General features: G+C 72.2%; 17 protein-coding genes and 1 tRNA gene. 8 read left to right on the top strand and 10 right to left on the bottom strand.

Features of this window, described 5'->3' with window-relative positions:
• Nucleotides 1-9: 9 nt before the first annotated feature.
• The gene (locus tag AB0K65_RS22340) at nt 10-1,059 is read right to left on the bottom strand and encodes an LLM class F420-dependent oxidoreductase (RefSeq protein WP_365719131.1); all 1,050 of its coding nucleotides are present in this window, start codon (nt 1,057-1,059) and stop codon (nt 10-12) included.
• A 129-nt stretch (nt 1,060-1,188) separates the two neighbouring features.
• Here AB0K65_RS22340 and AB0K65_RS22345 point away from each other — a divergent pair, with 129 nt between their 5' ends.
• Both AB0K65_RS22345 and AB0K65_RS22350 read left to right on the top strand, forming a co-directional pair.
• Nucleotides 1,189-2,175, top strand: coding sequence for an aldo/keto reductase (locus tag AB0K65_RS22345; RefSeq protein WP_365719133.1), 987 nt, complete (start codon nt 1,189-1,191; stop codon nt 2,173-2,175).
• Nucleotides 2,172-4,493 carry a helix-hairpin-helix domain-containing protein gene (locus tag AB0K65_RS22350; RefSeq protein WP_365719135.1) on the top strand — a complete coding sequence of 774 codons (2,322 nt, stop codon included), beginning with the start codon at nt 2,172-2,174 and terminating at the stop codon, nt 4,491-4,493. Before AB0K65_RS22345 ends, AB0K65_RS22350 begins: the two co-directional genes overlap by 4 nt.
• A 135-nt stretch (nt 4,494-4,628) precedes the next feature.
• Here the strand turns inward: AB0K65_RS22350 and AB0K65_RS22355 are convergent, their stop codons facing one another.
• Nucleotides 4,629-5,276 (bottom strand): hypothetical protein, encoded by a 648-nt coding sequence (locus AB0K65_RS22355; RefSeq protein ID WP_365719137.1) that lies wholly within the window; start codon nt 5,274-5,276, stop codon nt 4,629-4,631.
• Nucleotides 5,277-5,323: 47 nt separating this feature from the next.
• Between AB0K65_RS22355 and AB0K65_RS22360 the strand changes: the two genes are divergently transcribed.
• On the top strand, nt 5,324-5,512 hold the full coding sequence (locus tag AB0K65_RS22360) for a DUF5703 family protein (RefSeq protein ID WP_005319466.1): 189 nt from the start codon (nt 5,324-5,326) through the stop codon (nt 5,510-5,512).
• A 147-nt stretch (nt 5,513-5,659) separates the two neighbouring features.
• On the opposite strand, the gene AB0K65_RS22365 is transcribed toward AB0K65_RS22360, so the two are convergent.
• From AB0K65_RS22365 to AB0K65_RS22375, 3 genes are all read right to left on the bottom strand, one after another.
• Nucleotides 5,660-6,445: a chaplin gene (locus tag AB0K65_RS22365; RefSeq protein WP_365719139.1), complete on the bottom strand. Its 786-nt coding sequence runs from the start codon at nt 6,443-6,445 to the stop codon at nt 5,660-5,662.
• A gap of 157 nt (nt 6,446-6,602) precedes the next feature.
• Nucleotides 6,603-6,836: a chaplin ChpH gene (gene chpH, locus AB0K65_RS22370; RefSeq protein WP_365719140.1), complete on the bottom strand. Its 234-nt coding sequence runs from the start codon at nt 6,834-6,836 to the stop codon at nt 6,603-6,605.
• A gap of 160 nt (nt 6,837-6,996) precedes the next feature.
• A complete protein-coding gene (locus AB0K65_RS22375) occupies nt 6,997-8,331 on the bottom strand; it encodes a M20/M25/M40 family metallo-hydrolase (protein WP_365719142.1) in 1,335 nt (444 codons plus the stop codon).
• A gap of 219 nt (nt 8,332-8,550) precedes the next feature.
• Between AB0K65_RS22375 and AB0K65_RS22380 the strand changes: the two genes are divergently transcribed.
• Nucleotides 8,551-8,638, top strand: a tRNA-Leu gene (locus AB0K65_RS22380).
• Between the two features lie 51 nt (nt 8,639-8,689).
• Nucleotides 8,690-9,634 carry a pseudouridine synthase gene (locus AB0K65_RS22385; protein ID WP_365719144.1) on the top strand — a complete coding sequence of 315 codons (945 nt, stop codon included), beginning with the start codon at nt 8,690-8,692 and terminating at the stop codon, nt 9,632-9,634.
• On the opposite strand, the gene AB0K65_RS22390 is transcribed toward AB0K65_RS22385, so the two are convergent.
• The 4 genes from AB0K65_RS22390 to AB0K65_RS22405 all read right to left on the bottom strand — a co-directional run bounded on the left by AB0K65_RS22390 (nt 9,618) and on the right by AB0K65_RS22405 (nt 13,855).
• The gene (locus AB0K65_RS22390; protein ID WP_365719146.1) at nt 9,618-10,247 is read right to left on the bottom strand and encodes an MBL fold metallo-hydrolase; all 630 of its coding nucleotides are present in this window, start codon (nt 10,245-10,247) and stop codon (nt 9,618-9,620) included. The two genes, AB0K65_RS22385 and AB0K65_RS22390, sit on opposite strands and share 17 nt — an antisense overlap.
• Nucleotides 10,247-11,332: an S-(hydroxymethyl)mycothiol dehydrogenase gene (locus AB0K65_RS22395; RefSeq protein WP_365719273.1), complete on the bottom strand. Its 1,086-nt coding sequence runs from the start codon at nt 11,330-11,332 to the stop codon at nt 10,247-10,249. The genes AB0K65_RS22390 and AB0K65_RS22395 overlap by 1 nt, the downstream gene beginning before the upstream one ends.
• Before the next feature lie 118 nt (nt 11,333-11,450).
• Nucleotides 11,451-12,929 (bottom strand): amino acid permease, encoded by a 1,479-nt coding sequence (locus AB0K65_RS22400; protein WP_365719148.1) that lies wholly within the window; start codon nt 12,927-12,929, stop codon nt 11,451-11,453.
• A 224-nt stretch (nt 12,930-13,153) separates the two neighbouring features.
• Entirely contained in the window at nt 13,154-13,855 is a 702-nt protein-coding gene (locus AB0K65_RS22405; protein WP_365719150.1) for an FCD domain-containing protein, read from the bottom strand.
• A 137-nt stretch (nt 13,856-13,992) separates the two neighbouring features.
• Between AB0K65_RS22405 and AB0K65_RS22410 the strand changes: the two genes are divergently transcribed.
• The 3 genes from AB0K65_RS22410 to AB0K65_RS22420 all read left to right on the top strand — a co-directional run bounded on the left by AB0K65_RS22410 (nt 13,993) and on the right by AB0K65_RS22420 (nt 16,521).
• A complete protein-coding gene (locus tag AB0K65_RS22410; protein ID WP_365719153.1) occupies nt 13,993-14,517 on the top strand; it encodes a gluconokinase in 525 nt (174 codons plus the stop codon).
• A gap of 120 nt (nt 14,518-14,637) precedes the next feature.
• The gene (locus AB0K65_RS22415; protein ID WP_365719156.1) at nt 14,638-16,035 is read left to right on the top strand and encodes a gluconate:H+ symporter; all 1,398 of its coding nucleotides are present in this window, start codon (nt 14,638-14,640) and stop codon (nt 16,033-16,035) included.
• A 54-nt stretch (nt 16,036-16,089) separates the two neighbouring features.
• Nucleotides 16,090-16,521: an ASCH domain-containing protein gene (locus AB0K65_RS22420; protein ID WP_365719158.1), complete on the top strand. Its 432-nt coding sequence runs from the start codon at nt 16,090-16,092 to the stop codon at nt 16,519-16,521.
• 13 nt (nt 16,522-16,534) lie between these two features.
• On the opposite strand, the gene AB0K65_RS22425 is transcribed toward AB0K65_RS22420, so the two are convergent.
• Nucleotides 16,535-18,190 (bottom strand): FAD-binding dehydrogenase, encoded by a 1,656-nt coding sequence (locus AB0K65_RS22425; RefSeq protein ID WP_365719160.1) that lies wholly within the window; start codon nt 18,188-18,190, stop codon nt 16,535-16,537.
• Between the last annotated feature and the right edge of the window lie 26 nt (nt 18,191-18,216).

An 18,216-nucleotide genomic window follows, 5' to 3' on the forward strand; every position in this document is an offset into this window, starting at 1 on the left:
CTCCGGGGACTACGCCAGGCCCGCCAGTTCCAGGGCCTCGGTTCCCGCCCGCAGGGCCGCCACCCGCTCGTCCAGGGTGAAGCCGGCCGGGGCGAGGGTCAGGGTGGTGACTCCGGCGGCGGCGTAGGCCTTCATCCGGTCCGCGATGCGCTCGACCGAGCCGAGGAGGGTGGTCTGGTCGATCAGCTGCCGCGGCACGGCGGCCGCGGCGCCCGTCTTGTCGCCGGCCAGGTACTTGTCCTGGATCTCGGCGGCCTGCTTCTCGTAGCCCATGCGCTGGGCAAGCTGGTTGTAGAAGTTCTGCTTGCGGCTGCCCATGCCTCCGACGTACAGCGCGGTGTACGGGCGGAAGAGGTCGGCCAGGGCGTCGATGTCGTCCCCGAGGGCCAGCGGCAGGGTGGGATGGACGTCGAAGCCCTCCATCGTCAGCCCCGCCTTCTCACGGCCCGCGCGCAGATGGCGCAGCGCGGTGTCCTCCAGGTGCTCGGCGGAGGGGAAGATCAGCAGCGCGCCGTCGGCGATCTCGCCCGTCTGCTCCAGGTTCTTGGGGCCGATCGCGGCGATGTAGAGCGGGATGTGCTCCCGCTGCGGGTGGACGGTGAGCTTGATGGGCTTGCCCGGGCCGTCCGGGAGCGGCAGCGTCCAGTGCTCGCCCTCGTAGCTGAGCCGCTCGCGGGTCATCGCCTTGCGGACGATCTCGACGTACTCGCGGGTGCGGGCCAGCGGCTTGTCGAACTTGACGCCGTACCAGCCCTCCGAGACCTGGGGGCCCGACACGCCGAGGCCGAGCCGGAAACGGCCGCCGGAGAGCGAGTCGAGGGTGGCGGCGGTCATCGCCGTCATGGCCGGCTGCCGCGCCGGGATCTGCATGATGGCGGAGCCGACGTCGATCCGTTCGGTCTTGGCCGCCACCCAGGAGAGCACGGTGGGGGCGTCGGAGCCGTACGCCTCGGCGGCCCAGCAGACGTCGTAGCCGAGGCGGTCCGCCTCCTGGGCCACGGCGAGATTGTCGCCGTCCATACCGGCGCCCCAGTAGCCGAGGTTGATGCCGAGCCTCATGACCGCTCCCTCTTTACTGATCAGTAACGTCCCTTGTGGCGGACTCTAGCGCGCGGGCGCGGGATCCGTCAGGAGGAGGTTGTCCACAGGCTCTCTCCGCGTGGGGCCATGGCCAGTAATCTCGCGCCCATGGAGCAGAGGCATCTCGGACGTACCGGCCTGCGCGTGTCCCGGATCGGGCTCGGCACCCTCACGTGGGGCCGGGACACCGACGAGCACGACGCCGCCGACCAGTTGAAGGCGTTCTGGGACGCGGGCGGCACGCTGGTCGACACCGCGGACGTGTACGGCGGCGGCGAGGCGGAGTACCTGCTCGGGCAGCTCATAGAGCGGCTGGTCCCGCGCCGGGATCTGGTCATCTCCACGAAGGCCGGCAGCGTCCCCGACCCGGACCGGCGGATGGACGGCTCGCGCGGTCATCTCCTGGCGGCGCTCGACGCCTCACTGGAGCGGCTGGGCACCGACCACGTCGATCTGTGGCAGCTCCACGCCTTCGACCCCCACACCCCTCTGGAGGAGTCCCTCCAGGCCCTCGACATCGCGGTGAGCAGCGGCCGGGCCCGCTACGTCGGGGTGTCGAACTTCTGCGGCTGGCAGCTGGCGAAGGCGGGCACCTGGCAGCTCGGCGCCTCGGGCGCGGCCAGGACCCGTCTCGCGGCGACCCAGATGGAGTACTCGCTGCTGCAGCGGGGCGTCGAGCGGGAGGTGCTGCCGGCGGCCCTCGATCTGGGGATAGGCCTGCTGCCGTCCTCGCCTCTGGGGCGCGGGGTCCTGACGGGGAAGTACCGCCACGGCACGCCCACGGACTCCCGGGGCGGCTCGGAGACGATGGCCCCGTTCGTGGAGCCGTATCTGGACGATCCGGCGCGCAGGATCGTGGACGCGGTCGCGACGGCCGCGGACGGGCTCGCGGCGACGCCGTTGCAGGTGGCCCTCGCGTGGGTGCGGGACCGCCCGGGGGTGACCGCCCCGATCGTCGGCGCGCGCAACGCGCACCAGCTCGCGGCGGCGTTGTCGGTGGAGACCCTTAGTCTTCCTGACGAGATCTGCCGGGCTCTCGACGACGTGTCGGCGCCCGTGCACCGCTATCCGGACCAGGACTGGAGCACCCTGTGACCGAGCCTTCCCGGGAGACCCCTCCCGAGGCCGCCGAGCCCGTGCCGGGCGAGAACGACGACGCCCTCGCGGGGACGTCCGCCGCGGATGTCGTGGCGGACGGGGCGGCGGACGGCACGACGGACGGTGCGACGGACATGCCGGCGACGGCGGACCGGGACACGGACCCCGCCGACGAGGCCGACGGGACCGAACCGGGCACCGAGTCCGGCGATGGGGCCGACGCGGTCCAGCCCGCTCACGAGGCCGAGCCAGCCGGCGGGGCCGATGCCGTCGGGGCCGGGGCCGTCGGGGATTCCGCCGAGGCGGAGGCGGAGGCCGCGGCGAAGGCGGCCGAGGTCTCCGAGGCGCAGGCCGAACTGGCCGCGCAGCGGGAGCTGCGGGCCCGGATCGAGCAGCGCAAGGCGGAGAAGGACGCGCCGATCGCCGCGGGCACGAAGCTCAGCGGCAAGGCAGCCGACCTGCTCGCCGCCGTGCGCGCCGTGGAGAGCGGGACGACCTCGGGCCCCGCCTTCTTCGAGGAATCGGAGCCCGCTCCCCGGCGCCCCTCCCCCGTCGCCCCGTCCACGCCGGCCCCGGCGGCCGCACCCGCGCGCCCGGCGCCCGGGGAGTCGGCGGCCGCCCCCGAGACCGTCGCGGCCGTGCGGGAGGTCCTGACCCGGGGCGGGGCCCCCGAGACTCTCGCCGGACAGGTCGCCGCCGTGCTCGGCGAGAGCGCCCCGCAGGCGTTGCTCGACGACCCCTGGCGGCTGCTCTCGGTGCCCGGCGTGCGCCCCGAGCACGCCGACGGCTTCGCACGCGCCCTGCTCGGCGCGGAGTGCGGTCCCGGCGACTCCCGGCGGGCCGTCGCCCTCGTCGTCTGGCTGCTCGAACGCGCCGCGACCCAGGGCCACACGGCCCTGGAGGCCGGTCACGTCAAGGCCGAGCTGGCGAAGCTGTCCCTGCCCGACCCGGACGGAGCGGTCCAGGAGGCGATCTTCGAGGGCGCGGTCCTCGTCTTCCAGGAGGAGGAGCCGGAGTCGGCGCACGCCGACGAGGAGGTGCAGGACGAGGGGGAGCCGGGGGCGCCCGAGGAGACGCCGGGCGCCCCCGTGCCCGTAATGCTGGGACTCGACCGGTACGCCCTCGCCGAGGAAAGCCTCGCCGACGGTCTGGCCCGGCTGGTCCGGACCGTCTCCGGAGAGGTCTGGGAGGGACCGGACCTGGTCCGCGCCGCCGGGGCGCACGGTCTGGTCCTGCACACCGGCGGCGAGGCGTCCCGCGCCGAGGCCGTCGCACTCGCCGGTGCGGCCCGCGAGCGGGGGCTGCGCGCCGCGGTGGCCACGCACAGCGAGAACGGCCGTCATCGCCTCGGCGGCGACGCGGTCACCGTCGCCGCCCTGCTGTCGGGGGAGGCGGGGCCCGGGCGCGACGAGGAGGGCGCGCTCGCCCTGGACCTGCTCGTCGTCCTGGACGCTCCGCAGCTGGACGTCGAGAGCGGCGCGATGCTGGTGGAGTCCCTCAGGGACGGCTGCCGGCTGATTCTCAGCGGCGACCCGGGCGTCCTCGGCGGTGCGGGCGCCGGCAGGGTGTTCCCCGATGTGCTGGCGTCCCGCGTATGCCCGCAGGTCGCCTCCCGGGTCCCCGATCCCGGCCCCCTCGGCGAGCTGGTCTCGGGCATCGGCATCGGCGAGCTCCTGCAGGTCGAGGCCCCGGGCAAGGAGGTCGTGATCGTCCCCGTCCGGGACGCGGGCGAGGCGGTGCACCGGACGGTGCAGCTGGTCGCCGACTCCGTTCCGCGGGCGATCGGGGTGCCGTCCGAGGAGACGCAGGTGATCACGGTGGGCCACGGCGGGTCGGCGGGGACCCGTGCGCTGAACGCGGCCCTGAAGCAGCGGCTCAACCCGGGCCCCGGGCGCTTCGGCGGATTCGACCCGGGTGACCGGGTGGCCTATGCGCCGGCTCCGGGCCGGACGGTCGCGGGCACGGTCGTCTCGGCTGACGCGGAGGGGCTGCGTATGAAGTCGGAGAGCGGCGAGAGCCTCGTCGTGCCGAAGGAGCGGGTGGAATCGGCGCTTCGGCACGGCTGGGCGCTCACCGCGCACCAGGCGGCCGGCTCGCGCTGGCCCGCCGCTGTCGTGGTCCTGCCGGGCGACGCGGCCCAGGGGCTGAGCCGGGCCTGGGTCTACACCGCCTTCGGTCGCGCCGAGCGGCATCTGTCGGTCGTCCACGGCGTGGACCAAGCCCTGCCGAGGGCGGTCGCCGAGGGCGTCCCGCCGGACCGGACGACCCGCCTCCGGCCGCTCCTCGAGGCCCTGCTGGCCGACGCCGGAGAGTAGGCGGCGCCCGCCGGTCCCCCGCCACCGGACGGCCTCCCAGGGGCACGCCCCCGGAACGGGCTCCGACGGTTCCGGCCCCCGCAACGGCGAAGGGCGGACCACCCGCGCCGGGTGGTCCGCCCTCTCGCGGGTGCCTCAGGCCTTCTGGTGCCTCAGGTCGTCGTCCGGTTCGTCGTCGAAGACCGCGCTGACGTCGAAGCGACAGACGATCCGCTCGGGATCGGCGTGCTCGAAGGGGGCGCTCAGCCAGTCCCCCGGTTCCGGCAGGTCCTCGGCGGCCGACACCCACAGGGTGGAGTCGCCCTCCTCCAGGCCGAACTCCTTGTGCCGTGAGGCGATTTCGTCCGGCTCGAACTCGCCGAAGAGCAGCCCCAGCGCCGCGTGGGTCCCCGCCGCGACCACGGAGGGCATCGCCGAGCCCTCCTCCTCGCTCTCCAGGTCGGCGATGCGCTGAGCCTGCGCGATCAGCCGCTGCGGCTCCACCACGGCGTAGTCGCGCCGGATCAGCACGCTCAAGGCGTGCGGCTCCTCGGGCCCGGCATACGGCGGCAGGGAGTCGTCGGCGCCTGGGATCTCGAAGGGGGTGACCTCGTCGTACCGGTCGTAGAGCCGCTCGTCATAGGCCTCGGCCGCCGCGGCGAGGGCGTTGAAGGCTTCGTAGACGGCCGGGTCGTCGTCCCCCGTGCGGCGTTCGACCGCCGCGAGGTGACGGTCCAGTGCGGCTTTGACCGCCTCGGCGGCGGCACGTACCTCGGCAGCGGTGGGCTGCGCAGCATCAGACATGACACGCACGCTATCCGTAGCGGGCCCGTGCCCGCACAATAGATGCGATGCCGGAATACGAATTTGTCGACGTGTACGTGCCGCGTGGCGTCTCCCGCAAGGAGGCGACGCGGCTGTTGACCGACCATGCCGAGTACGGACACTGGGAGTTGGACCGTCTGAGCCTGCACCGCGACGGCAGTCGCAGGGTACGGCTGCGGCGGCGCATCATCCGTCAGGTCCGCGCCACCTGGTGACATGACAAGGGGCCCCGCCGTGCGGGGCCCCCTCGTTCCCTACGGCCACCTCGGCCGTACGGAACATCTCGCCTGGGCTGCGACTGCCTGGGACGTGTCCGGAAAGTCTCGCCCTTCGGGCGGACGCCGCCCCTTCCCGGGCACTCGCTAGGCGGCCTGGCGGGCGCGGCGGTAGATCACGGAGCCGGCGAGGAGCAGGGCGGCGCCGGCCGGGACGATCAGCCCGAGCGGGCCGGACCCGGTCTCCGCGAGCTCCTCCGTGGCACCCGGCTGCGTGACGGTCTGCGTACCGGGCGTGTTCGGCCACTGTGGGGCGCCGGGACCGGCGGGCCCGCCGTCGTCACCCGGGTTCCCCGGCGTCCCGGGGTTGTCCGGGTTTCCGGGGTTTCCCGGGTTGTTCGGGTTTCCGGGGTTTCCCGGGTTGTTCGGGTTTCCGGGGTTCCCGGGGTTGCCCGGCTCCCCCGGGTTACCCGGCTCGCCGGGGTGACCCGGGTGCGTCGGCTCGATGCCGTTGCCGCACTCGTTGCCGAACGACGGGTTGATGGCGCCGATGCCCGTGATGCTGTTCCCGCAGACGTTCACGGGGACGTGGATCGGAGCCTGCACGACGTTGCCGGAGGCGATCCCGGGTGAGTTGGCGGCGCCGCCCTCGGCCGAGGCGCCGCGGTGGCGGCCCGTCGGGCCGGGCTTGGAGACGTTGGCGCACGAATTGCCGAACGTCGGATTGATCAGCCCGACGACGCTGACGGTGTTCCCGCAGATGTTCACCGGAGCGTGCACCGGCACCTGGACGGAATTGCCGGACGCGATGCCCGGGGAATTGGAGGCCGTACCGCTCGCACCGGAATCCGCGTGCGCGTAACCGCCGCCGAGGGCGATGACCCCGCCCGCGGCCGCAACGGTGATGAGGCCTTTGCGCGTGACCTGTCGCATAGGTTCTTCCCTGCCTTTTCGGCTTCTGCCTGCTCGACTGACAAGAGGCCCCCGGGCATCGCGCCCGGGGCCGGAAATGCCCACCGGCCCCGGAGTGCATGGCACGCACTCCGGGGCCGGCCTGGGGCTCAGACCCTCTGGGGGTCGAGGCTCAACGTCAGGCGTTGACGCAGGTGTTGCCGAAGGCGGGGTTCAGCAGCCCGATCACGGAGACCGTGTTGCCGCACACGTTCACCGGGACGTGAACCGGCACCTGGACGACGTTGCCCGAGAGCAGACCGGGGGAACCGATGGCGGCACCCTGGGCACCCGAGTCGGCAACGGCCATGCCCGCACCCGCGAGAACGAGACCGCCCGTGGCAGCCGCAGCAGCGACGACCTTCTTGATCATTATTCCTCCTTGTTGGCAATGCGATCCCAACCGCGGACCGCACCACCTGTAACGAGGAGGACCCATTGGGGCTACGAGCCTATGAGCGCATTCACCCTTTCCGGTCAGTTAGCACGAGCGGCCGAATGACGTTCGAGCCATGTCGATCCGGCCATCTCGGTCACGAGGCGTCGATGAACCGGTCGAGGACCCTGGCCCCGAAGGTGAGGCCGTCGACCGGGACGCGCTCGTCGACGCCGTGGAACATGCCGGCGAAGTCCAGCTCCGGCGGCAGCTTGAGCGGCGCGAAGCCGAAGCAGCGGATGCCGAGGTCGTCGAAGGACTTGGCGTCGGTGCCGCCGGAGAGCATGTACGGCACGGCCCGGGCGATCGGGTCCTCCGCCTTGAGGGCCAGCTGCATGGCGTCGACGAGGTCGCCGTCGAAGCTGGTCTCCAGGGCCTTGTCGCCGTGGACGTCCTCGCGCCGCACGCGGGGGCCGAGGATCCGGTCCAGGTCGGCCAGGAACTCCTCCTCGTAACCGGGCAGGAACCGCCCGTCGACGTGCGCGGTGGCCTGCCCCGGGATGACGTTGACCTTGTACCCGGCGCCGAGCATGGTCGGGGCGGCGGAGTTGCGCAGGGTGGCGCCGATCATCTTGGCGATGCCGCCCAGCTTCGCGAGCGTGGCCTCCATGTCCTCGGGGTCGAGCGGGGTGCCGAGCGCGTCCGACAGCTCGTCCAGGAAGGACCGTACGGTCTTCGTCATCCTCACCGGCCACCGGTGGCGGCCCAGGCGGCCGACGGCCTCGCACAGCTCGGTGATGGCGTTGTCGTTGTTGGTCATCGAGCCGTGCCCGGCCGTGCCCTCGACGGTCAGCCGCATCCAGTGCATGCCCTTCTGGGCCGTCTCGACGAGGTAGAGCCGCAGGTTCTCGTTGACGGTGAAGGAGAAGCCGCCGACCTCGCCGATGGCCTCGGTCACCCCGTCGAAGAGGTCCCGGTGGTGGTCGACCAGGTGGCGGGCGCCGTAGGTGCCGCCGGCCTCCTCGTCGGCCAGGAACGCGAGGACGATGTCGCGCGGCGGCTTGCGGCCGCTGCGCATCCGGTCCCGCACGACCGCGAGGGTCATCGCGTCCATGTCCTTCATGTCGACGGCGCCCCGGCCCCAGACACAGCCGTCGGCGATCTCGCCGGAGAAGGGGTGGTGCGTCCAGTCGTCCGCGTTGGCCGGCACCACGTCGGTGTGGCCGTGGATGAGGAGGGCCGGCCGGGACGGGTCCTCACCCTCGATCCGGGCGACGGTGGAGGCCCGCCCCTTGTGCGACTCGATGATCTTCGGCTCGAGACCGACCTCCGCGAGCTTCTCGGCGATGTACTCCGCCGCGGCCCGTTCGCCCGGGCCGGAGTGGTCGCCGTAGTTGCTGGTGTCGATGCGGATGAGGTCGCGACAGAGGTCGACGACCTCGTTCTCGGCGGTCACGCCGTTCCCACTCCGGGCCGTGTTCGACTCGCTCACGCTGCTTCCTCCCACTACGTGCCCCACATGGTTGCTGGTGGTCCCCCTCATCCTCCCGCGCCCGGCCCCGGGCACCCAAGGGCGGCCCCCGACGGACACGCGCCCGTCACACGCTCCGTACGCGCTCCGCGCCCGGAAGGGGTGGTGATCGGCCACTCCGAATGTTTGCTATGGTTTTCCACGTCGGAACGGCCCAGCGGCCGGAAAGACAGACACCTTGTCCGGGTGGCGGAATGGCAGACGCGCTAGCTTGAGGTGCTAGTGCCCTTTATCGGGCGTGGGGGTTCAAGTCCCCCCTCGGACACCAGCGAAAGACCCCACATCATGTGGGGTCTTTCTCGTTACGGCGGTGGGACCGGTGAGACGCAGAACGAGGATTCCCGCGGCGCCGTTGCCGCAGCGGGAGGGCATCGATCCGGCGCGGGTGCGGCTGCCGGTGGATCCTGACGGCCGCTGGGCCACCGTCGGCGATCATCTGCGGGACCGCTTCGGGGGCGCGATCGGCCCCGGCCGCGTCGAGAGGATGCTCCGGGACGGCCGTTTCGTGGCGTCGGACGGCCCGGTGACCGGGCGGGAGCCGTACGCCGCGGGCCTGTGCGTCTGGTTCCACCGGGACTTCCCGGCGGAGGAGCCGGTGCCGTCCGAGGTCGGGGTGGGGTACCGGGACGAGCGGATCGTGGTGGCCGACAAGCCGCACTTCCTGGCGACGATGCCCCGCGGCCGGCATGTGACCGAGACGGCGCTGGCGCGGCTGCGCCGTGACCTGGGACTCCCGGAGCTCCAGCCCGCTCACCGGCTCGACCGGCTCACGGCCGGCCTGGTCCTCTTCGTCGTGCGACCCGGGGACCGGGGCGCGTACCAGACGCTGTTCCGGGACCGGTGCGTGCGCAAGGAGTACGAGGCGGTGGCGCCGTACGATCCGGCGGTCGCCCTGCCGGTGACGGTGCGGAGCCGGATCGTGAAGGAGCGCGGGGTGATGGCCGCCCGGGAGGAGCCGGGCGAGCCGAACAGCGAGAGCCGGATCGAGCTGGTGGAGCGCAGGGGCGGGTGCGGCCGCTACCGGCTGCTGCCGGCCACCGGGCGCACCCATCAGCTGCGGGTGCACATGAACGCCCTGGGGCTGCCGATCCTGCACGATCCGCTCTACCCGGTGGTGCGTGCGGACGGGCCGGAGGACTTCACGCGGCCGCTGCAACTGCTGGCGCGGACGCTGGAGTTCACCGACCCGGTCTCGGGCGTCGAGCTGCGGTTCGAGAGCCGGCTGACCCTCGCCGGGCTCGGTGGCCTCAGTGGCCCCGGCTGATCCACTCCTCCAGGTGCGGGGCTTCGGCGCCGATGGTCGTGGTGTCGCCGTGCCCGGTCCGTACCACCGTCTCCGGGGGAAGGGTGAGGAGGCGGTCGCGGATCGAGTCGACGATGGTGGGGAAGTCGGAGAAGGACCGTCCCGTCGCGCCCGGGCCGCCCTGGAAGAGGGTGTCGCCGGTGAAGACGGTGTGCAGGTCGGGGGCGTACAGGCAGACCGCTCCGGGGGCGTGCCCGGGGGTGTGCAGGACCTTCAGGTCGGTGCCGGCGATGGTCAGGGTCCGACCGTCGGCGAGCTCGCCGTCGGGGGTGTGGTCGGGGTGGGTCTGCTTCCACAGCGGCTGGTCGTCCGGGTGGAGCAGGATCCGGGCGCCGGTGGCGGCGGCGAGGGCCGGGGCGGCGTCGATGTGGTCGTTGTGCGCGTGGGTGCAGACGATCGCGCGGAGGGTGCGGCCGTCGAGGGCGGCGAGGATGGCCTGGGCGTCGTGGGCGGCGTCGATGACGATCGCCTCCGTGTCGTCCCCGACGATCCAGACGTTGTTGTCGACGTCCCAGGTGCCGCCGTCGAGCGAGAAGGTGCCGGAGGTGACCAGGTGGTCGATGCGGGTGGCCATCAGAGCACCACCACCGAGCGCAGGACGTCGCCCTCGTGCATGCGGGCGAAGGCCTTCTCGACGTCGCCGAGGCCGATGGTCTCGGTGACGAACGCGCCCAGGTCGATGCGGCCCTGCCGGTGCAGGTCGACGAGCATCGGGAAGTCGCGGGAGGGCAGGCAGTCGCCGTACCAGGAGGACTTGAGCGCGCCGCCGCGGCCGAAGACGTCCAGGAGCGGGAGGTCGAGCCGCATCTCGGGGGTGGGGACGCCGACGAGGACGACGGTGCCCGCGAGGTCGCGGGCGTAGAACGCCTGCTTGTACGTCTCGGGGTGGCCGACGGCCTCGATGACGACGTCGGCGCCGAAGCCGCCGGTGAGCTCGCGGACGGCCTCGACGGGGTCGGTGGAGCGGGAGTTGACCGTGTGGGTGGCGCCCATCGAGCGGGCGGTCTCCAGCTTCCGGTCGTCGATGTCGACGGCGATGATCCTCGCCGCTCCGGCGAGGCGGGAGCCCACGACCGCCGCGTCGCCGACGCCGCCGCAGCCGATGACGGCGACGGTGTCGCCGCGGCCGACGTTCCCGGTGTTGATGGCGGCGCCGATGCCGGCCATGACCCCGCAGCCGAGGAGTCCGGCGACCTCGGGGGCGACGGACGGGTCGACCTTGGTGCACTGTCCGGCGGCGACGAGGGTCTTCTCGGCGAAGGCGCCGATGCCGAGGGCCGGGGAGAGCTCCGTGCCGTCGGCGAGCGTCATCTTCTGCCGGGCGTTGTGGGTGTCGAAGCAGTACTGCGGGCGGCCGCGCAGACAGGCCCGGCAGGCGCCGCACACCGCGCGCCAGTTGAGGATCACGAAGTCGCCGGGGGCCACCTCGGTGACGCCCGCTCCGACCGATTCCACGACGCCCGCGGCCTCGTGGCCGAGGAGGAAGGGGAAGTCGTCGTTGATGCCGCCCTGCTTGTAGTGGAGGTCGGTGTGGCAGACCCCGCAGGCCTGGATCCGCACCACGGCCTCGCCGGGGCCGGGATCGGGGATGACGATCGTCTCCACCCGTACGGGCTCGTTCCGGCCGGGGGCGACGACCCCCTGGACCTGCTGCGCCATCGTGCACTTCCCTTCCTCGGTAAGCCTCTTGGCTACCACTATCTCCTGACAAACGGCGAGACCCCCGCAGATCGTGCCCGCGGGGGCCTCGCCGATTCTCCGTGTGTCCATACGGAGGTCAGTCCTTGTGGGACGCCGCGGTCGCGCGGACGCGTCCCCGGACCAGGAACCAGCCGCCGACGAGCAGGAGCCCGATCAGCGGGAGGCAGTTCACGGTGGTGCGGCTGATGCCGCCGTCCATCCACATCAGGACCAGGACGGAGCCGAGGAAGACCAGCGTGACGAGCTGGGTGTAAGGCGCCCAGGGCAGCTGGTAGCCGGGGCGGGTGACCCGGCCGTCCTTGGAGCGGTGCCAGAAGAGCAGCGAGCAGACCATGATCATGGCCCAGGTGCCGATGATGCCGATGGAGGCGAAGTTCAGCACCAGTTCGAAGGCGTCGCCGGGCATCACGTAGTTGAGCACGACGCCGAGGACGCCGAAGCCGGCGGTGAGCAGGATGCCGCCGTAGGGCACGCCGCCCTTGTTCATGACGCCGGTGAACTTGGGCGCGGAGCCGGAAAGCGACATGGAGCGCAGGATCCGGCCGGTCGAGTAGAGGCCGGAGTTCAGGCTGGAGAGCGCGGCGGTGAGGACGACCAGGTTCATCACACCGGCGGCGCCGGGGATGCCCAGCTTGTCGAAGACGGTGACGAAGGGGCTCTGGTCGCCGGAGTAGGCGGTGTACGGCAGGAGCAGCGCGAGGAGGACGACCGAACCGACGTAGAAGAGGCCGACGCGCCACATGATCGAGTTGATCGCCCGGGGCATGATCTTCTCGGGGTTCTCGGTCTCGCCGGCGGCGACGCCGCACAGCTCGACGGAGGCGTACGCGAAGACGACACCCTGGATCAGCAGAAGCATCGGCATGACGCCGCTGGGGAAGATTCCGCCGTTGTCCGTGATGGTGGACAGGCCCGGGGTGTGGCCGCCGACCTCGTGCGAGGTCGCCACCAGGAAGATGCCGATCAGCATGAAGGCCACGAGGGCGCCGACCTTGATGATCGCGAACCAGAACTCCATCTCGCCGAAGTACTTCACCGAGATGAGGTTCGCCGCGAGGACGACCGCGAGGGCGATCAGCGCCAGGATCCACTGCGGGACGTCGCTGAACATGGCCCAGAAGTGGGCGTAGGTGGCGGCCGCGGTGATGTCCGCGATCGCGGTGGTCGACCAGTTCAGGAAGTAGAGCCAGCCGGCGGTGTAGGCGCCCTTCTCGCCCATGAACTCACGGGCGTAGGAGACGAAGGCTCCGGAGGAGGGGCGGTAGAGGACCAGCTCGCCGAGGGCCCGCACCACGAAGAAGGCGAAGACGCCGCAGACGGCGTAGGCGATGAAGAGGGACGGCCCGGCGTTGGCCATGCGGCCGCCGGCGCCGAGGAACAGGCCGGTCCCGATGGCGCCGCCGATGGCGATCATGTTGATGTGCCGGGACTTCAGGTCCTTGCGGTACCCGGCGTCACCGGCGTCGACGTGGGGGGATGCCCCGGCCCCGGAGGGCCGGGCCGCCGGGGGTGTGGCGGACAGCGTGTCGGCCGCAGGGGAGATGCGGTCACTCATGGAGTTGTTCGCCTTCGTGAGGGGGAGGGTCTGTGCGGTACCCGGCCACGCGCGCGTGGAGGTCGTCCACGGCGCGGCCAGCGCACATCGTCACGGCAAGACGGGGCTCCTGACAGTGGCCAATGTCACTGAACGCCCATTTTTGAGCTACTTCTGAGCTTGCGCGGGGGTGTACGGGGCGGGAACGGGCGGTTGCTCCCCTTCGCGGGGCGGGGCGTCCGCGGTCACGGCGCGAGGACGTCCAGTTCCTTGAGGGCGCCGACGGCGATCTGGCGGGTCAGCTCCTCGGCGCGGGCCGCGTCCCGCTCCCGTACCGCCTCGGCGACCTGGACGTGGAGGGTGACGGCGGCCGGGTCCGGGTCCTCGAACATCACCTGGTGGTGGGTGCGTCCGGTGAGCACCTCGGCGACCACGTCGCCGAGACGGGCGAACATCTCGTTGCCGGAGGCTTCCAGGACGACCCGGTGGAAGGCGACGTCGTGGACGAGGTAGGCCTCCAGCTGCCGGCCGCGCGAGGTGGCGACCATGCCGAGCGCCTGCTCGGTCAGCTCGCGGCACTGCGCGGGGGTGGCGTGGAGGGCCGCGAGGCCGGCCGCTACCGGCTCCACGGCGGAGCGCAGGACGGTGAGCGAGCGCAGCTGGCGGGGGCGGTCGGCGCCGGCCAGGCGCCAGCGGATGACCTGGGGGTCGTAGACGTTCCACCGGGCGGTCGGCAGGACGGTCACGCCGACGCGCCGCCGGGACTCGACCAGGTGCATGGACTCCAGGACGCGCACGACCTCGCGGACCACGGTCCGGGAGACGTCGAAGCGCTGCGCCAGCTCGTCGGTGCGCAGCACGCTGCCGGGCGGGTACTCCCCCGCGGTGATCGCGAGGCCCAGCGTGGCCAGCACGTGCGAGTGGAGCCCCGTGGCCGGTGTCGTCATGGGGTCAGCCTATGCGGCGGGGCGATCACCGATCGAAAAGTATGACTTTTATGTCACAGCCTCTTGAATACGTCGTACCCAATGGGTTTCATAAGCGCGACGGAATCGATGTCGAAGAAGACAGCGAGGCACCACGCATGAGCAGCACCCCCCTGACGGCACCTCCGGTCGTCGTCGTGATGGGCGTCGCGGGGACCGGCAAGACCACCATCGGTCCGCTGGTCGCCGAGGCGCTCGGCGTCCCGTACGCCGAGGGCGACGACTTCCACCCGGCGGCGAACGTCGCCAAGATGTCCGCCGGCGTCCCGCTGGACGACGAGGACCGCGGTCCCTGGCTCGACGCGATCGGACGCTGGGCGCACGACAGAGCCGGACGGGGCGGTGTGGTGAGCAGCTCCGCGCTGAAGCGGATCTACCGCGACCGGCTGCGCGCGGCCGCCCCGGGCGCGGTCTTCCTCCATCTGACCGGCGACCGCGAGCTGATCGAGAGGCGGATGGCCGAGCGCAAGGGGCACTTCATGCCGACCGCGCTGCTCGACTCGCAGTTCGCCACCCTGCAGCCGCTCGGCGACGACGAGGCCGGGGTCGCCGTCGACGTCTCCGGCTCCCCCCGGGAGATCGCCGCGCGCGCCGTGACGGTGCTGCGCCGGATCACCGGCTGACGCCGGGCCGGCAATCCCGCCCGCGCACCCCCTCCCCGTACACCGGGCACCGCGCGTCCCCGGAACACTCCCCCGTGCCGCGCGCACGTCCCCCCGCCCCCCGTCCCCTAAGGAACCACCGTGACCAGTCTCAGCGTCGAGACGCTGGCAGCGGACGCCGTCGAGCCGATCACCTCGGCCGGCAACACCCAGCTCGGCATCGCCGTGCTCGCGGGCATCGCCGTCATCGTCCTGCTCATCACCACGTTCAAGCTGCACGCCTTCCTGGCGCTGACCATCGGCTCGCTGGCCCTGGGCGCCTTCGCCGGGGCGCCGCTCGCGGCGACCATGGACTCCTTCACCTCGGGCCTCGGTAAGACCGTCGCCGGCGTGGGGGTGCTGATCGCGCTCGGCGCGATCCTCGGCAAGCTGCTCGCCGACTCCGGCGGCGCGGACCAGATCGTCGACACGATCCTCGCCAAGGCGAGCGGCCGGGCCATGCCGTGGGCGATGGTGCTCATCGCCTCCGTCATCGGCCTGCCGCTCTTCTTCGAGGTCGGCATCGTGCTGCTGATCCCGGTGGTCCTGCTGGTCGCCAAGCGCGGCAACTACTCGCTCATGCGGATCGGCGTCCCGGCACTGGCCGGCCTGTCGGTGATGCACGGGCTGATCCCGCCGCACCCCGGCCCGCTGGTCGCCATCGACGCGCTCGGCGCCGACCTCGGCGTCACGCTCGCCCTGGGCGTGCTGGTCGCCATACCCACCGTGATCATCGCCGGTCCGCTCTTCTCGCGGTACGCCGCCCGCTGGGTGGACATCCCCGCTCCCGAGAACATGATCCCCAGCCGTCCCTCGGAGGACCTGGAGAAGCGTCCCGGTTTCGTCGCCACGGTCTGCACCGTGCTGCTGCCCGTCGCCCTGATGCTGGTCAAGGCGCTGGTCGACATCGTCGTGAACGACCCGGACCACCCGGTGCAGAAGGTCACCGACGTCATCGGCTCGCCGCTGATCGCCCTGCTCGCGGCCGTCCTCGTCGGAATGTTCACGCTGGGCCGGGCGGCCGGCCTCACCCGGCAGCGGCTCTCCACGACCGTCGAGAAGTCCCTCGCGCCGATCGCCGGCGTGCTGCTGATCGTCGGCGCGGGCGGCGGCTTCAAGCAGACCCTGATCGACGTCGGCGTGGGCCGGATGATCCTGGACTTCTCCGAGAACTGGTCCATCCCCGCCCTGCTGCTCGGCTGGCTGATCGCGGTGGCGATCCGTCTCGCGACCGGCTCGGCGACGGTGGCGACGATCTCCGCCGCCGGCCTGGTGGCCCCGCTCGCCGAGGGCATGGGCACGAGCGAGACGGCCCTCCTGGTGCTGGCGATCGGCGCCGGTTCGCTCTTCTTCAGCCATGTGAACGACGCCGGGTTCTGGCTGGTGAAGGAGTACTTCGGGATGACCGTCGGTCAGACCGTCAAGACCTGGTCGGTGATGGAGACCATCATCTCGGTGGTCGGCATCGTCTTCGTCCTGCTGCTGTCCCTGGTGCTGTAGGCGGGCCGGCGGAACTCTCGGCGAGGGCCGGTCGCGGCTGACAGACTGTCGGCCATGACCGGCCCTCACGCGCTCAAGCCGTTCCTGCTCGCCTACCCCGGGCCGCTGCGCGACCGTCTCGTCGCCGCGGTGCTCACCGGGGAGAAGCTCTCCACCACCGGCCTGCTCGCCGAGTGGGAGGCCGAGAACGAGGAGCTGCCCGAGGTCGGCGAGCGCTCGGCGCTCATCGACTCGGACGGGCGCGCGGTCGCGGTGGTGGAGGTGACCGGGGTCCGGGTGCTGCCGCTCGGCGAAATCGGCCTCCCGCACGCGCTCGACGAGGGCGAGGGGCACACGTCGGTGGCCGCGTGGCGGGCGGACCACGAGCGGTTCTGGCACTCGGAGGAGATGCGGGAGGCCCTGGGCGACCCGGACTTCACCGTGGACGACACGACGCTCGTGGTGGCGGAGCGGTTCCGGGTCGTGGAGGCCCTCCCGCCTGCCTGAGACCGGCCGCCCGTCAGGTGACCGCCTGCGCCGCCGCCCGGCCCGCCGCGCGGCCCGAGAAGACGCAGCCGCCGAGGAAGGTGCCCTCCAGGGAGCGGTAGCCGTGCACGCCTCCGCCGCCGAAGCCGGCCGCCTCGCCCGCCGCGTACAGGCCGGGGAGGGGTTCGCCGCCCTCCGTCAGGACCCGCGAGGAGAGATCGGTCTCCAGGCCGCCGAGCGACTTGCGGGTGAGGATGTTCAGCCGTACGGCGATCAGCGGGCCCGCCTTGGGGTCGAGGATGCGGTGCGGGGCGGCGGTGCGGATCAGCTTGTCGCCCAGGTACGTCCGGGCGCCCCGGATCGCCGTGATCTGGAGGTCCTTGGTGAACGGGTTGGCGATCTCGCGGTCGCGGGCGGTGATCTCGCGGCGCAGGTCCGCCTCGTCGATGAGCGGCTCGCCGGTGAGCGCGTTCATGCCCCGGACCAGCGCGGGCAGGTCGTTCTCGACGACGAAGTCCACCCCCTTGTCCATGAACGCCTTCACCGGTCCGGGGATGTCCGCCCGGGCGCGGCCGATGACGTCGCGGATCGACTTGCCGGTCAGGTCGGGGTTCTGCTCGGAGCCGGAGAGCGCGAACTCCTTGCCGATGATCCGCTGGTCGAGGACGAACCAGGTGTGGTCGTACCCGGTGCGCGTGATGTGTTCGAGCGTGCCGAGGGTGTCGAAGCCCGGGAAGAGGGGGACGGGCAGCCGGCGGCCCCGCGCGTCCAGCCAGAGCGAGGAGGGCCCCGGCAGGATGCGGATGCCGTGGCGGGCCCAGATCGGGTTCCAGTTCTCGATGCCCTCGGTGTAGTGCCACATCCGGTCCCGGTTGATGTGGTGGGCCCCCGCGTCTTCCGCGATGCCGAGCATCAGCCCGTCGACATGGGCAGGGACTCCGGAGAGCAGCTTCGCGGGAGGGGTGCCCAGCCGCTCGGGCCATTGCGCTCGGACCAGGTCGTGGTTGCCGCCGATGCCGCCCGAGGTGACGATCACCGCCTGGGCGCGGTAGGAGAAGGCGCCGGTGACCTCCCGGCTGCTCGCCGTGCCACGCACGGCGTCCGAGGGTTCGAGGATCTCGCCGGTGACCGTGTCCACGGCGCCGGCCGTGCGGCCGAGGCCGGTCACGCGGTGGCGGAAGCGGAACCGGACGCGGCCGGTGGCGACGCCCTCGCGGACCCGGCGTTCGAAGGGGGCGACGAGTCCGGGGCCGGTGCCCCAGGTGATGTGGAAGCGGGGCACGGAGTTGCCGTGGCCGATCGCGCCGTAGCCGCCGCGCTCGGCCCAGCCGACGACGGGGAAGAAGCGCACCCCGCGCGCGTGGAGCCAGGACCGCTTCTCGCCGGCCGCGAAGTCGACGTACGCCTCGGCCCACTTCCTCGGCCAGCGGTCCTCCTCGCGGTCGAAGCCCGCGGTGCCCAGCCAGTCCTGGAGGGCGAGGTCGTGGCTGTCCTTGATGCGCATCCGGCGCTGCTCGGGGGAGTCGACGAGGAAGAGCCCGCCGAAGGACCAGTGGGCCTGTCCGCCGAGGGACTGTTCGGGTTCCTGGTCGAGCAGGATCACGCTCCGCCCGGCGTCGACCAGTTCGGCGGTGGCCACGAGCCCGGCGAGGCCGGCTCCGATCACGATCACATCAGCGTCGTACGACATGGACCGAATCTTGGATACACCGATGT

It is taken from the genome of Streptomyces sp. NPDC053755, from assembly GCF_040677675.1.
Lineage (GTDB): Bacteria > Actinomycetota > Actinomycetes > Streptomycetales > Streptomycetaceae > Streptomyces.